Origin of the sequence: Amycolatopsis thailandensis (genome assembly GCF_042723255.1) — a bacterium.
GTDB lineage: Bacteria > Actinomycetota > Actinomycetes > Mycobacteriales > Pseudonocardiaceae > Amycolatopsis > Amycolatopsis thailandensis.
The window spans coordinates 39768-54020 of record NZ_JBHXJK010000005.1 but is presented as its reverse complement, the minus strand read 5'-3'; the positions used below and the strand labels follow the sequence as shown (position 1 = coordinate 54020).

The window sequence follows — 14253 nt, the reverse complement described above, 5'->3', positions numbered from 1 at the left end:
GGTGTTGGGCGTCCTCTTCCCGCTGGTGGGGGTTGTTGTGGTCGTGGTGGTGTGGCCACTTGCGTTACAACCCCTTCTGCCCCCCCCACGACCCCTTCGCAAAGTCACACAAAGCACCCAAAACGGGCGTATCGGCTGGAAAAACCGTCTCTTGTGGACGGTCAAGGTCGCGCGGACCAGCTCAGGCCGTGCCCCCAAGGCCCCGCTCGGCAGGAGACTCGATCACGTAAAACTTGACTCGCCTCTCGATAATCGTCCCCACCTCTCACGAGGCTCAAGGATTCGGTCCATGAAGGGCTCATTGCCTACCCTGAAGGTAGTGCAGGAGGCCTTCACTACCTTCGTGATCGCCCCAGGAACACCAGCAGTCACAACCGACCCCTACCCCGGTACCGCATCGGTCCGAGTGGTCGTGAGTGGAGAGACAGGTTCTCACCCTTCGCGAGGGTCAGAGGTGACGGCCCCACCACTCGAGCACAGCGTCGAACCGCTGCACCCGGTGCCGCGGCTGCCCCGAACGCGTGAGTTCGTGCCCCTCGCCGGGGAACAGCAGGAACTCCGCGGCGACGCCGTTCCGCCGCAGTGCCACGTACATCCGCTGCGCCTGCTCCAGCGGGCATCGCCAGTCCTGCTCGGAATGCGCGACCATGAACGGGATGTCGATCTTCCCCGCGTAGGTCAGCGGGCTGCGCTTACGCTGCTCTTCGGGGTCCTCACCGACGTACCCGTCGGCGAAGAACCAGCCGATGTCGGAACTGCCGACGAAGGAGTCCCAGGCGTTGACCGCGCGCTCGCTCCACGCGGCGCGGAACCGGCCGCCGTGGTGCGCGGCGAGCCAGCTGGTCATGAAGCCGCCGTACGAGCCGCCCATCACGCCGACGCGATCACCGTCCAAATCGGACTGTTTCAGCGCTTCGTCCAGCAGTGCCAGCAGATCGTCCGCGTCCACCGTGCCCAGGCCGTGGACGATGCTCCGGCCGTGACTCTCGCCGTAGCCGGCGGAACCGCGCGGATTCCCCAGGATGACGGCGTAGCCCGCGTCGGCGAGCACCTGCGCCTCGTCGAAGACCTTCCATTCGTAGGGCGCGAACGGTCCGCCGTGGATCATCAGGACCACCGGATGCGGTCCCTCGCCCTCGGGCCGGACGATCCAGCCGTGCGCCGGATAGCCGTCGGGCGCGGTCGCGTCCAGCTCCTCCAGCGGCCGGATCCCGGTGTCCCGCAACGCCTTCGAGTAATCGGTGAGCACGCGGGATTCGCCACCCGACAGGAGGACGACGTCACCGGAGCTCTCGGGCGTCCCGATCACCGCGGCGATCCGCGTGCCGTCGACGACGAACGACTTCACCGCGGCGCGTTCGCCCGCCAGGTACCGCAACGACTTCAGCTCGGACAGTTCGCCCTCGAGCGGGACGGCGCGCAACTCGGCGGCGCCGCGGGTGCGGACCACGACGAGCGCTTCGTCGCCGAGGACGACCGGGGGTCCGGCGGCGTTGTCGCAGTCCACCGTTTCGACGTCGGTCAGCCGCCGCGCGGACGAGGGCTCGTCCCCGGCAGGCCACGGCGCGTGCCAGAGCCCGGTGTTGCGGGCGATCTCCTCCGCGCCGGGGAATTCGGTGCCGTAGAACAGGATCGATCCGTCCGGGGCGGAGACCGGTTTGGCCGCGGTGCCCTGGGTCCGGACCAGCAGCCGGGGTTCGCCGCCCCCGGCGGGTACGGCGTAGACGTCCGAGCGGACGGTGTCCTCGACGGCCCAGCCACGGGGCGCGACGATCAGGACGGACTCACCGTCGACCGTCCACGACGGATGCTCGACGTCGGCCCGATCGTCGGTCAGCGGCGCGAGGTCCGCGGGCGCGGCCTCGTCCAGCGCGGCGACGGCGTCCACTACGAACAGCCGCTGCGGACGGTCGTTGAGGAAGCCGGTGTCGTCGACCCGGTAGAAGAGATTCGTGATGTGCCGCGGAGCTTCTTCGCCCGGCTCCGGGGTTTCGCCGTCCGCGTTCTCCGTGCCGTAGCGGCCCTGCTCGGGCACGCGCGCGACGAAGGCGATCCGGCGGGAATCCGGCGCCCAGACCGGGACGCCCGCGCCGAGGGGCAGGTCGGTGATCCGCTTCGCGTCACCCCCGGCCGCGGCGATCACGTGCACCTGCGGCTTGGCCTGGCGACCGGCGCCCTCCCCCGCCCGGAGGAAGGCGACCCACCGGCCGTCCGGGGAGATGGCGGGGGCGGAGTCCTTGGTCCCGTGGGTCCAAGGGCCTTCCCCGCCACCGCCGAGGTCGACCTCGCGCAGGCCACCGCGGTGGCTGTTCGTCTTCAGATCGGGCCTGCTCACCGCGGTGAGCAGCAGGTCGCCGCGCAGCGCGGGGGTGCCGGGGACCGTCAGGGCTTCGATGTCAACGGGACGCACGGCCCCGACGGTACCCGATCCTTAGCAGTTCTAACTACTGATTGAAGACTCCTGCTCGGCGGCTTCGACCTTCTTCGCTTTCGCGAGGCTGGCCAGCGTCGTCACGGTCAGGACCACGACGATGACACCCAGGGACACCCAGTTGTTGATGTCCAGCCAGTCCGGCACGGCGCCGTACTCGTGCAGCGCGTGCAGGAACAGCTTGGCGCCGATGAAGGCGAGGATCACCGCGAGGCCGTAGGACAGGTACACCAGCTTGGTGACCAGGCCACCGAGCAGGAAGTACAGCTGCCGCAGGCCCATCAGCGCGAAAGCGTTGGCGGTGAAGACCAGGAAGGCCTCCTGCGTGATACCGAAGATGGCCGGGATCGAGTCGACGGCGAACAGCAGGTCCGCGCTGCCGATCGCGACGATCACCAGGAACATCGGGGTGATCCAGCGCTTGCCGTCCTTCTTCACGAAGGACTTGTGCCCGTGCCACTCGTTGGTGACCGGGAAGAGTTTGCGCACCCAGCGGGTGAGGGCGTTCTCCTCGTATTCCTCTTCTTCGTCCTTGTTGCGGATCATGCTGATCGCGGTCCAGATGAGGACGGCGCCGAAGAGGAAGAAGACCCAGACGAACTGCGCGATCAGCGCGGCGCCCACGGCGATGAACACGCTGCGCATGGCCAGCGCGAGCAGGATGCCGATCAGCAGCACGCGGTGCTGGTGGATCGCGGGCACCTTGAACGACGTCATGATGATCATGAAGATGAACAGGTTGTCGACGCTCAGCGAGTACTCGGTGATGTACCCGGTGAAGAACTCGACACCCGGGTCGTGTCCCCCGAAGACCCAGACGCCGATGCCGAACGCGATGGCCACGGCGACGTAGAAGATGACCCACCGGGCGGCCTCGCCGGTGGTGACCTCATGCGGCTTGCGATCGACGATGACCAGGTCGAGCGCGATCAACGCGAGCAGACCGCCGATGGTGGCGATCCATAGCCACAGGGGAACAGACATGTAACCAACCCTCCGGATAGTGCACAGCAGCAACTAACCGGAGGTCTCTTCCGCCGGTGCGAAACCGGCCGACGGTGCCGGGGGCCCGCGAAGACCACCGTGCTGACGACACCGCCGCGAAGGAATACTCCCCTCACAGCTGGTCCAGTTTGACCTGTCTGTACGCATGACGCCAGTTAAGGTTGCCCTTGTCACCAAGATGGTCGCGTAACTCCCGTCACACTGACCTCTTTCCGCTCCTTGAGTACCCGTTCTGATGGCGTGACAACCCCACCCTTGTGTGGTCTGTGTGTGCTGGGAAGGCGACTCTCAGGTTCGGTGAAATACGGTCATTCCGTGCCCCGAATCCCGCTCCCTCGCACGCGAGGCGCGAAGCTCACCGCGCTCGCCGCGGTCGTGGTGGTCCTGGCCGCCGCGGCCGTCGTGTGGACGAACAGCGAACCAGCCCCGTCCGCGGTCAAAACCCAGGAAGCGACCCTCGACCTGCCCGAATCCCCGGGCTCGCCCGAGGTCGTCAAGATCGACACGACCACGTACCTCCCCGAGCGGACCCCCGCTCCCGCCATGCTGCTCGCCCACGGTTTCGGCGGTGACAAGAACAGTGTCGCCACCGAGGCCCGCGAGCTCGCCGAGAAGGGTTTCGTCGTACTCGCCTGGTCCGCGCGCGGCTTCGGCCGCAGCACCGGGAAGATCGCGCTGAACGACCCCGACCGCGAAGTCGCCGACGCCCGGAAGCTGATCGACAACCTGGCTTCACGGCCCGAGGTCCTCGGCGAGAACGGAGACCCGAAGGTGGCCGTGTCCGGCGCTTCGTACGGCGGCGCGCTGTCGCTGCTGCTCGCCGGGACCGACAAACGGGTCGACGCGATCGCGCCGGTGATCACCTACAACGACCTCGCGCAGGGACTCGTCCCGAACGCCGCCTCGGCCGCGCCGCCGACGGCGACCACTCCCGCCGCCGGCGCGTACACCGCCGACGGTGTCTTCAAGAGGTCGTGGGCGGGCATCTTCTTCTCCGCCGGTTCCGGCGCGGCGCAGAGCGGTTCCCCCGCCAACGACGCTCCCGAAGCCGGTGACGAGACGAGCGAATCCGGTGCGTCGCAGGGCGCGGGCGCGGCGGGTGCCGCGGCGCAGTCCCTGCCGCTCGGCGGTCCGAACGGGCAGCGGCCGCCGTCCGGCCCGGCCGACCCTTGTGGACGGTTCACCGCCGACGTCTGCCAGGCCTACACCGAACTCGCCACCACCGGAAAGGCGAGCCAGAAGACCGTCGACCTGCTCCGCCGCGTCTCCCCCGCGTCCGTGACGGACAAGATCACCGTGCCGACCCTGCTGGTGCAGGGCGAAAGCGACACGCTGTTCGGATTGGACCAGTCCGACGCGACCGCCCGGCAGATCGCCGCGGCGGGCGGCAAGGTCCGCACGGTCTGGTACACCGGCGGCCACGACGGCGGGAAGCCCGGGCAGAAGCTGCGGGCGCAGATCGCCGACTTCCTCAAGTTCTCCCTCACCGGCCAGGGCACCGATCCCGGCACCGGTTTCAGCTACGACATCCAGGGCACCCTGCGGGCCAACGGCGCCCCTTCGGTCCGGACCGTCACCGCTCCGGCGTACCCGGGAGCCACCGGGGACGCCACCGAACGGCGGCGGTTCACGCTCGAAGGCCCGGCCCAGCCGATCGTCCGGCCCGCGGGCGGCAACCCCGCCGCGGTGAGCGGGATCCCCGGCCTGAACGGGGCGGTGGCGGGTTCGTCCCGGCTGTCCGGACTGTTCAGTGTGGACCCGCCCGGCCAGGCCGCGCAGTTCGCGACGCGACCGCTCGACGCGCAGACGATCGTGGCCGGTTCGTCCACGGTCCGCCTGCGGATCTCGGCGGGGCCCGGGGCCGCCCCGCAGAAGGAAGCCGTCCTCTTCGCGAAGCTCTACGACGTCAACTCGGAAGGTGTCCGCACGCTTCCGGCCAACGCCGTCGCGCCCTTCCGGGTTTCCGGTCTGCCCGCCGACGGCGGCCCGGTCGAGGTGACGGTGACCCTGCCGGGCATCGTGCGGCCTTTGGAAGCCGGGCACACGCTCCGGCTGGTCGTCGGCACGACGGACCAGGCTTTCGCGACGCCGGTCGAACCCGCGGTGTTCCGCGTCGAACTGGCGGACGGCGGACAGCTCGGCGTCCCGGTCGTCCACGGCACTTCGGTCGGCGCGGGCGCGCCCACCGCGCAGCTGCTCGGGATCGCCGGAACCCTGCTCGCGGGTATCGCGATCACGGTGATCGCCGCGTTCCGCCGCCGCCGCGCGCACGACGTCGACGAGAGCCTGGCGAAGACGCCGCTGGTGATCGAAGGACTGCGCAAGGCCTACGCGGGCGGTTTCGTCGCGGTGAAGGACCTGTCGTTCCGGGTCGAACCCGGTCAGGTGCTCGGCCTGCTCGGGCCGAACGGCGCCGGCAAGACGACGACCCTGCGCATGCTGATGGGGCTCATCACCCCGACGGCGGGAACCATCCGCGTGTTCGGCCACCTGATCGCGCCCGGCGCGCCGGTGCTGTCCCGGATCGGGTCCTTTGTGGAGGGTTCGGGTTTCCTGCCGCACTTGTCCGGCAAGGAAAACCTGGAACTGTACTGGGCGAGCACGGGCCGTCCGGCGGACAGGGCGCACTTCGCCGAGGCACTGGAGATCGCCGGTCTCGGTGACGCGGTGAACCGGCGGGTGCGTACCTACAGCCAGGGCATGCGGCAGCGGCTCGCGATCGCGCAGGCGATGCTCGGCCTGCCGGAGCTCATGGTGCTCGACGAGCCGACCAACGGGCTCGACCCGCCACAGATCCACCAGATGCGCGAGGTGCTCCAGCGGTACGCCGCGACCGGACGCACCGTGGTGGTGTCGAGCCACCTGCTGGCCGAGGTCGAGCAGACCTGTACGCACGTGGTCGTGATGCACCGCGGCATGCTGGTCGCCTCGGGCGAGGTCGGCGAACTGGCCGCGTCCAGCGGCGAGGCGACGTTCCGGGTCGACAAGCCCGCCGAAGCGGCCGAAGCGCTGCGGAAGGTCGGCGGCGTCTCCGGCGTCGACGTCGACGGGGAACTGGTCCACGCGGATCTCGACGGTCTCGCCCGCGCCGAGGCGGTCGCCGCCCTCGTGCGGGCCGGGGTCGCGGTCGAGCAGGCCGGGCCGCGGCGCCGTCTGGAAGACGCGTTCCTGCAGCTGGTCGGAGAGGACTCGAAGGGTGAGTAAGACCAATGGTTCCGGCCCGGCGACCCGGGCGGATCACGGCGTGCACACCGATCCGGCGGCACTGCTGGAGCTGACCGAGGTCGCGTCGCACGAACGGACCGAGGTCGGTCCCGACGGGGCGGTGGCGGGCTACCGCGCCGACCGGACGCTGCGGCTCGGCGTCGAACTGAAGCGGCAGCTCAAACGACGGCGGACCCAGCTCATGCTGGGGTTCGTCGCGCTGCTGCCGTTCGTCCTGGTGATCGCCTTCGAGATCGGGCAGGCCAACCCGAACCGCCGCAGCGGCGGGTTCGTCGACCTCGCCACCGCGAGCGCGCCGAACTTCGTGGTGCTCGCGCTGTTCGTGTCCGGCACGTTCCTGCTCCCGATGATCGTGGCGCTGTTCTACGGCGACACGATCGCGAGCGAGGCGTCCTGGTCGAGCCTGAAGTACCTGCTCGCGATGCCGGTCCCCCGGCACCGGGTGCTGCGGCAGAAGGCGATCGTCTCCGGGATCCTGTCCGCGGCCGCGCTGATCCTGTTGCCGCTGGTGTCGCTGGTGGTGGGCGTCATCTGGTACGGCGCGGGAGACGCCATCAGCCCGACCGGGGACGCGGTGTCGTTCAGCGACAGCCTCGTCGCCATGGGTCTGGCGACGATCTACATCATCCTCCAATTGGCGTGGGTGGCCGGTCTGGCGATGCTGCTCTCGGTCGCCACCGACGCCCCGCTGGGCGCCGTCGGCGGCGCGGTCATCGTCGCGATCGTTTCGCAGATCCTCGACCAGATCACCGCGCTGGAAGGGCTTCGGGACTATCTGCCGACGCATTTCGCGTTCTCGTGGATGGATCTCATCTCGACCGACATCGACTGGACGAACATGGCCAACGGGATGTTGTCGGCGGCGTTGTACGGCACGGTGTTCTTCCTCCTGGCAGGCCGCCGGTTCGCGACGAAGGACATCACCAGCTGAGAGCGTTTTCGCGCCGGAAATCACCGGGGTCCACCGGGAAGACGAAATATTCTTCCCTGGTGGGCCCCGGTTTTCACTGGCCGTGGCGACCTTCACCCATTAGCGGCGGTAATCGGTGTTTCATGCGCATGAGACCATTGATTTTTCCGATCATCGACTCATTGGGTGAAAAGTTCGCATTCATCTTCGGCACTCCCTGAGAAATCCTTATCTTCAGGGGAAAGGTGCCGAAGCGAGCAGAAAGCGGGGACGTGACCATGACCCAGTCACTGGAGATCCCGGTTCAGGAATTCTCCCTTGCTTGGACGATGACCGCGGACAAGGGCGGCCGGGTGGGATTCGCCGCCTCCGGTCAGGTGACGTTGCTCGACAACAAGCGGTTCTACAAGATCGACGGGGTCCTCTACATCTCCGAGGGCAGCGCCTACTGCCGCGACATCGGCAACCCGCACCTTTTCGTCCGCCGCAACGGCGTCGAGGAGAGCGGCAGGCAGTGGGGCTGGGAGACCATCTGCAACCGCAAGTCCTGCAGCAGGCTGTGCGCGATGGACGCGTACTTCGTCCGCACCGGCTACTGGGCGCCCGCCGACAAGGCCATCCAGCTGAGCATCGGGGCCGAGTCCGGCTGGAACCGCAAGCGGTCCTTCAGCCCGACGATCACCGTGCGTCTCGACGATTAGCGGTCCACTGTAGATCTCCACCGGCTCGGGTACGGTCGGGCTCATGGCCACCTCCTCGATCCGCGTGGACGACGAAGGCGGGATCGCCGTCGTCACCCTGCAGCACGGCAAAGCGAACACCCTCGACACGGAGTTCTGCCAGGAGCTGATCCTCAGGCTCGAAGACGTCCAGCTGGGCGGCTATCGCGGTGTCGTGCTGACCGGTACCGGCGGCATCTTCTCGGCGGGCGTCGACCTGCGGCGGGTGCACGACGGCGGCGCGGGCTACATCGAGGACTTCCTGCCCGCGCTGTCGGACGCGTTCCTGTCGGTGTTCGGCTTCCCCGGCCCGGTGGTCGCGGCCGTCAACGGTCACGCGATCGCCGGCGGGGCGGTCCTGGCCGCCGCCTGCGACCGCCGCGTCCTCGCCGACGGCCCGAGCCGGATGGGGATCACCGAACTGCTCGTCGGGGTGCCGTTCCCGTTGGCGGCGCTGGAGATCCTGCGTTCCGGGTTCGGCGCCGACATCCTCGCCGAACTCGCGTTCCTCGGCGAGACCCACCTGCCTGGAGACGCGCTCCGGCTCGGCCTGGTGAACGACGTGACCGAGCCCGAAAACGTCGTGGGGCGGGCGGTGGAGGTGGCGAGGAAGCTCGCCGAGATCCCCGCCGCCGCGTACGCACACACGAAGGCGCAACTGCACCGGCCGTTCCACGAGCGGATCGCCGAACACCGCACCGGCGACGACGCTCACGTCCTCGAACTGTGGAGCTCTTCCGAGGCGCTCGCCGCCATCAAGGCCTACGTCGACAGGGTGCTCCGCGGCGCGAAGTGACGGTGTCCCGATCATCGGGACACCGTCCGGATAGGCGATTGCCCACCGGAGGGGACTCTGTGAGTATCCGACCGCTCAACAGGTCCCGATGGGGAGGGCATGGATGCGGAAGCTCACGGCCGCTTGGTCGGTTCTGGCGATCACCGTTCTCGCACTGGCCGGGTTGACCCCGGCCGCGCAGGCGGCACCCGAAGACATCAAGGAAGCGCTGGGCCGGGTCCCCGGCCTGACCGTCGTCTCGGAGAACCCGGCGCCGACCGGGTACCGGTTCTTCAAACTCACCTACACCCAGCCCGTCGACCACCGCAGGCCGGGCGCCGGCACCTTCCAGCAGCGATTCACCTTGCTGCACAAGGAATTCCGCTCGCCGACCGTGGTGTACACGAGCGGGTACAACGTGTCGGAAGCGGCCAACCGCTCGGAGCCGACGCAGATCGTCGACGGCAACCAGCTGTCGATGGAGTACCGCTTCTTCACCCCCTCGCGGCCGGAGCACCCGGACTGGGGCAAGCAGCTGACGATCTGGCAGGCCGCCGCCGACCAGCACCGCGCGGTGGAGGCGTTCAAACGGCTCTACCCGGGCAAGTGGCTCGCGACCGGCGGCAGCAAGGGCGGCATGACGGCGACCTACTTCCGTAGGTTCTTCCCGAACGACGTCGACGCGACGATCCCCTACGTCGCGCCCAACGACGTCATCAATTCGCGCGACCGGTACAACCGGTTCCTGGCGAACGTGGGCAACGACCCGGCGTGTCGTTCGGCGCTCAAGGCGATCCAGCGTGACGTGCTGACCCGGCGCTCGGAGTTCGCGGCGCTGGCCGCCGCCGACGCGGCCAAGAACGGCTACACGTTCAAGACCGTCGGCTCGGCCGACGTGTCGCTGGAGATCTCGGTGATCGACTCGTACTTCGCCTTCTGGCAGTACCAGCGGCAGTCGGACTGCGCGACGATCCCGAAGGCCGGTGCCCCGGCGGCCCAGGTCTACGCCTGGTTCGAACGGGTCGAGAGCCTCAACACCTACTCGGATCAGAACCTCGAGATCTACGTCCCCTACTACTTCCAGGCGGCGTACCAGCTCGGCGCCCCCGAGTCCTACGAAGACTATCTCCGGGATGTGCTGCGCTACCCGGGTCGCAACGTGTCGCGGACGTTCGTGCCGCGGTCGGTCGACATCCCCCGGTTCGACCACCTGGCCATGCCGGACATCGACTTCTGGGTGAAGTCGCAGGGTAAGCGGCTGATGTTCGTCTACGGCGGAAACGACCCGTGGGGTGCCGAGCCGTTCCAGCTCGGCTTCGGCACGAAGGACTCCTACACCTACACGGTGCCGGGCGGGAACCACGGCGCCCGGATCTCGCAGCTTCCCGCGGCCCAGGCCGCCGAAGCGACGAACACCGTGCGGCGCTGGGCCGGTCTGCCTCCGGTCTCACCCGGCGTCAGCACGCGTTCGGTGCCCGCCGGGTTCCCGGACTTCGACGCGGACCTGAGCCTCCTGCACCGCCCGCGCCTCTGACCCCTCACGCGTTTCGTCCTCTGGTTGCGGTACTTGCACACGCAAGGATCGCAACCAGAGGACGAAACGCGGGCTACTTGATGCCGGCCGCGTCCATCCCGCGCAGCTCCTTCTTCAGGTCCGAGACCTCGTCCCGCAGGCGGGCGGCGAGCTCGAACTGAAGGTCGCGGGCGGCCTGCATCATCTGGTCTGTCATCTGCTGGATGAGGTCGGCCAGTTCGGCGCGCGGCATACCGGCGACGTCCTTGTCGGCGAGCATCCCGGAGCTGCGCACGCGGTCGCCCTGCTCGGGCTTCTTGCCGCGGGAGGCGTTCCGGCCCGAACCGCCGACGGCGACGGACTCCGTGTCCTCCGCCTCGCTGTAGACGCGGTCCAGGATATCGGCGATCTTCTTCCGCAGCGGCTGCGGGTCGACACCCCGCTCCTCGTTGTAGGCGACCTGCTTGGCGCGACGGCGATCGGTCTCATCGATGGCGTGCTGCATCGAGTCGGTGATCTTGTCCGCGTACATGTGCACCTCGCCCGACACGTTTCGCGCCGCGCGGCCGATCGTCTGGATCAGCGAGGTACCGCTGCGGAGGAAGCCTTCCTTGTCCGCGTCGAGGATCGCGACCAGCGAGACCTCGGGCAGGTCGAGCCCCTCACGGAGCAGGTTGATGCCGACCAGTACGTCGAAATCGCCCGCGCGCAGCTGCCGCAGCAGCTCGACGCGGCGCAGCGTGTCCACCTCGGAGTGCAGGTACCGCACCCGGATGCCCAGCTCCAGCAGATAGTCGGTGAGGTCCTCGGCCATCTTCTTGGTGAGCGTGGTGACCAGGACGCGCTCGTCCTTCTCGGCCCTGTCGCGGATCTCGTGCACCAGGTCGTCGATCTGGCCCTCGGTGGGCTTCACGACCACCTTCGGGTCGACCAGGCCGGTGGGCCGGATGACCTGCTCGACGAACTCGCCGCCGGCCTGTCCCATCTCGTACGGCCCCGGCGTCGCGGACAGATACACCGTCTGCCCGATCCGATCGCTGAACTCCTCCCAGGTCAGCGGCCGGTTGTCGACCGCGCTGGGCAGCCGGAACCCGAAGTCGACCAGGTTCCGCTTCCGTGACATGTCGCCCTCGAACATGCCGCCGATCTGCGGGACCGTCTGGTGCGACTCGTCGATGACCAGCAGGAAGTCGTCCGGGAAGTAGTCGATCAGGGTGGCGGGCGCGGATCCGGCGGCGCGGCCGTCGATGTGCCGCGAGTAGTTCTCGATGCCGGAGCAGAACCCGACCTGGCGCATCATCTCGATGTCGTACGCGGTCCGCATCCGCAGCCGCTGCGCTTCGAGCAGCTTGCCCTGCTTCTCCAGCTCGGCCAGCCGCTGCTCCAGCTCGGCCTCGATACTGTGGATGGCCTTCTCCATCCGCTCCGGGCCCGCGACGTAGTGCGTGGCCGGGAAGATGCGGACCTCGTCGACCTCTTTCACGATGTCGCCGGTGAGCGGGTGCAGGTAGTACAGCTTCTCGATCTCGTCGCCGAAGAACTCGACGCGGATCGCGAGCTCCTCGTACGCCGGGATGATCTCGACCGTGTCGCCGCGGGCGCGGAAGGTGCCGCGCGCGAAGGCGATGTCGTTGCGGGTGTACTGCACGTCCACCAGCGCGCGGAGGAAGACGTCACGGTCGAGCTGCTCGCCGACCTTCAGCTTCGTCGACCTGTCGAGGTACGACTGCGGCGTGCCCAGACCGTAGATGCACGAGACACTCGCGACCACGATGACGTCACGCCGGGACAGCAGGTTCATCGTCGCGGAGTGCCGCAGCCGCTCGACGTCGTCGTTGATCGACGAGTCCTTCTCGATGTAGGTGTCCGTCTGCGCGATGTACGCCTCAGGCTGGTAGTAGTCGTAGTAGCTGACGAAGTATTCGACCGCGTTGTGCGGGAACAGCTCCTTCAGCTCGTTCGCCAGCTGCGCGGCGAGGGTCTTGTTCGGCGCCATGACCAGCGTCGGCCGCTGGACGCGCTCGATCAGCCAGGCCGTCGTCGCCGACTTGCCGGTACCCGTGGCACCGAGCAGCACGACGTCCTTCTCGCCCGCGTTGACCCGGCGTTCGAGCTCGTCGATGGCCGCCGGCTGGTCACCGGCGGGCTTGTACTCGCTGACCACCTCGAACCGGCCGCCGGTCCGGGGGATGTCCGTGACGGGGCGGAAGTCGGACTGGGCGAGCACGGGGTGTTCGGATGCGAAAGCCACGGGAACCAGAGTAGGCGCTGGGTCCGACAGTTTCCGGTTCGCCTGGTCGACGCCCTACGAACAGTCACAGCAGGAACAACAGTCGCAGCAGTCGCAGCCACTGCAGTCGCCGTTGATACAGGCGTCGTGCGGCTTCCCGCTCCACGGGCCGGGGAACGGGTCACGGCAGCAGAACTGGCAGGAGCAGCACATGTAGGTGGCCACGGCGCAGCCGAAGAAGAAACCCCGCGGCCGAGGCGGCACCCGGAACTTCGGCGTCCAGCAGGCCCCGCCCTGGCCGTCGACCGGACCGCCACCGCCGTGCTTCCCCTTCTTGGGCGGCTCCTGGGGCGGGCCTCCGCCACCGGGAGCGCCCGGCGGCGGAGGCGGCGGCTGGTGACCGCCCTGCGGGTACTGCTGTGGTTGCTGGGGCTGGTGGGGATGCTGTTGCGGCCGCGGGCCGGGGCCGATCCAGCCCGGCGGCGGCTGCTGCGGACCGTGGCCGTGCCCGATGAGCTCGTGTCCGAACGAGCGTCGCACCGCCTGCCGGAGTTCGTGCACCAGCAGCGCGTGGACGAGCTTGGGCTGATCGAACCGCACCTCGCGAAGGGCGAGCTCGACGCCGAGCACGGCGTCGTCGCACAGCCGCCGGGCCTCGGCGAGCCCGGTGCCAGTGGCCGTCAGCGGGTTCCAGGCGCCGGCCGCCTCGTCCTCGGCGAGGTCCTCGACGGCGTCGAGGAGGTGCGCGGCCCTGCCGAACAGGCGTCCGGCCTCGGCCAGCGGCGCGGCGTTCTCCGGGCGGCCCGCCAGCGTGGCGGTGTACGCGAACGCGGCCGACGTCGCCAGCTCGGCGGGTTCGGTGGCGAGCACCGCCGAATCACCGAGGCGGACGGCGCGTTCGATCTCGCCCTGCCGGTCGACGGCCTCGGTCAGGACCGCCGTGTCGAACCCGATCCGGTTGCCCGTGCGGCTCCCCTGATCCGCCCAGCGCGTCGCGACCCGCTTCGCGGCGAGAGAGACGGAGCGCCGCGCGAAGGCGCCGTCGCGGTCCTCGACGTGGTCGGTGATCTTCGCCGAAGCCAACACCAGGGAGACCGCTGCCGCGAGCTGGGCTCCGCCGCCCTTCGCCACCGACGTTCCCTTCATCGCCCTAAGTGGGCACGGGCCTGCGTCGCGACGTCCCTCCGCACGCGGCGACTGGGCTTCGACGAGCGCCGAGATGATCAACCCGTCGTAGTTCGTCACCATTCGGGCGAGATGTCCGTGTTCGTCCCGCAACGCCAGGCAAAGACCGCACAGATGGGCGAGCCAATCCGCGTGCAATCCTGCGGAAAGCCGGTGGCGGCACGGCCTGATGATCCCGAACATACGTCGACTCCCACTGACCCCTCTGGCGGAACCAGCGCACCCTATCCGGCCGGAGGTCCCCGCTTCCCCGGAATCAC

At 68.8% G+C, this 14253-nt stretch carries 9 protein-coding genes; 5 read left to right on the top strand and 4 right to left on the bottom strand.

Going from position 1 to position 14253, the window contains the following annotated elements:
• Nucleotides 1–448 precede the first annotated feature (448 nt).
• On the bottom strand, nt 449–2410 hold the full coding sequence (locus tag ACFWMR_RS03180; RefSeq protein WP_378376580.1) for a S9 family peptidase: 1962 nt from the start codon (nt 2408–2410) through the stop codon (nt 449–451).
• A gap of 30 nt (nt 2411–2440) precedes the next feature.
• Nucleotides 2441–3415, bottom strand: a complete 975-nt coding sequence (locus ACFWMR_RS03175) for a TerC family protein (protein ID WP_378376578.1) — start codon at nt 3413–3415, stop codon at nt 2441–2443.
• Nucleotides 3416–3733: 318 nt separating this feature from the next.
• Here ACFWMR_RS03175 and ACFWMR_RS03170 point away from each other — a divergent pair, with 318 nt between their 5' ends.
• From ACFWMR_RS03170 to ACFWMR_RS03150, 5 genes are all read left to right on the top strand, one after another.
• Nucleotides 3734–6640, top strand: coding sequence for an alpha/beta fold hydrolase (locus ACFWMR_RS03170; protein ID WP_378376576.1), 2907 nt, complete (start codon nt 3734–3736; stop codon nt 6638–6640).
• On the top strand, nt 6633–7592 hold the full coding sequence (locus tag ACFWMR_RS03165) for an ABC transporter permease (protein WP_052014488.1): 960 nt from the start codon (nt 6633–6635) through the stop codon (nt 7590–7592). Before ACFWMR_RS03170 ends, ACFWMR_RS03165 begins: the two co-directional genes overlap by 8 nt.
• Before the next feature lie 257 nt (nt 7593–7849).
• Entirely contained in the window at nt 7850–8272 is a 423-nt protein-coding gene (locus tag ACFWMR_RS03160; RefSeq protein WP_093933464.1) for a hypothetical protein, read from the top strand.
• A gap of 43 nt (nt 8273–8315) precedes the next feature.
• A complete protein-coding gene (locus ACFWMR_RS03155; protein WP_378376574.1) occupies nt 8316–9086 on the top strand; it encodes an enoyl-CoA hydratase/isomerase family protein in 771 nt (256 codons plus the stop codon).
• A 103-nt stretch (nt 9087–9189) separates the two neighbouring features.
• On the top strand, nt 9190–10599 hold the full coding sequence (locus tag ACFWMR_RS03150; RefSeq protein ID WP_378376572.1) for a S28 family serine protease: 1410 nt from the start codon (nt 9190–9192) through the stop codon (nt 10597–10599).
• Between the two features lie 73 nt (nt 10600–10672).
• On the opposite strand, the gene uvrB is transcribed toward ACFWMR_RS03150, so the two are convergent.
• Together uvrB and ACFWMR_RS03140 are read right to left on the bottom strand one after the other, a co-directional pair.
• Nucleotides 10673–12829 (bottom strand): excinuclease ABC subunit UvrB, encoded by a 2157-nt coding sequence (gene uvrB / locus ACFWMR_RS03145; RefSeq protein ID WP_093933461.1) that lies wholly within the window; start codon nt 12827–12829, stop codon nt 10673–10675.
• A 54-nt stretch (nt 12830–12883) separates the two neighbouring features.
• The gene (locus tag ACFWMR_RS03140) at nt 12884–14176 is read right to left on the bottom strand and encodes a DUF5685 family protein (RefSeq protein ID WP_378376570.1); all 1293 of its coding nucleotides are present in this window, start codon (nt 14174–14176) and stop codon (nt 12884–12886) included.
• Between the last annotated feature and the right edge of the window lie 77 nt (nt 14177–14253).

Bases quoted from the DNA above. Each gene is read 5' to 3' on its own strand.
- ACFWMR_RS03175 (WP_378376578.1), bottom strand. From the start codon at position 3,415: ATGTCTGTTCCCCTGTGGCTATGGATCGCCACCATCGGCGGTCTGCTC.
- ACFWMR_RS03160 (WP_093933464.1), top strand. From the start codon at position 7,850: ATGACCCAGTCACTGGAGATCCCGGTTCAGGAATTCTCCCTTGCTTGG.
- ACFWMR_RS03155 (WP_378376574.1), top strand. From the start codon at position 8,316: ATGGCCACCTCCTCGATCCGCGTGGACGACGAAGGCGGGATCGCCGTC.
- ACFWMR_RS03150 (WP_378376572.1), top strand. From the start codon at position 9,190: ATGCGGAAGCTCACGGCCGCTTGGTCGGTTCTGGCGATCACCGTTCTC.
- ACFWMR_RS03140 (WP_378376570.1), bottom strand. From the start codon at position 14,176: ATGTTCGGGATCATCAGGCCGTGCCGCCACCGGCTTTCCGCAGGATTG.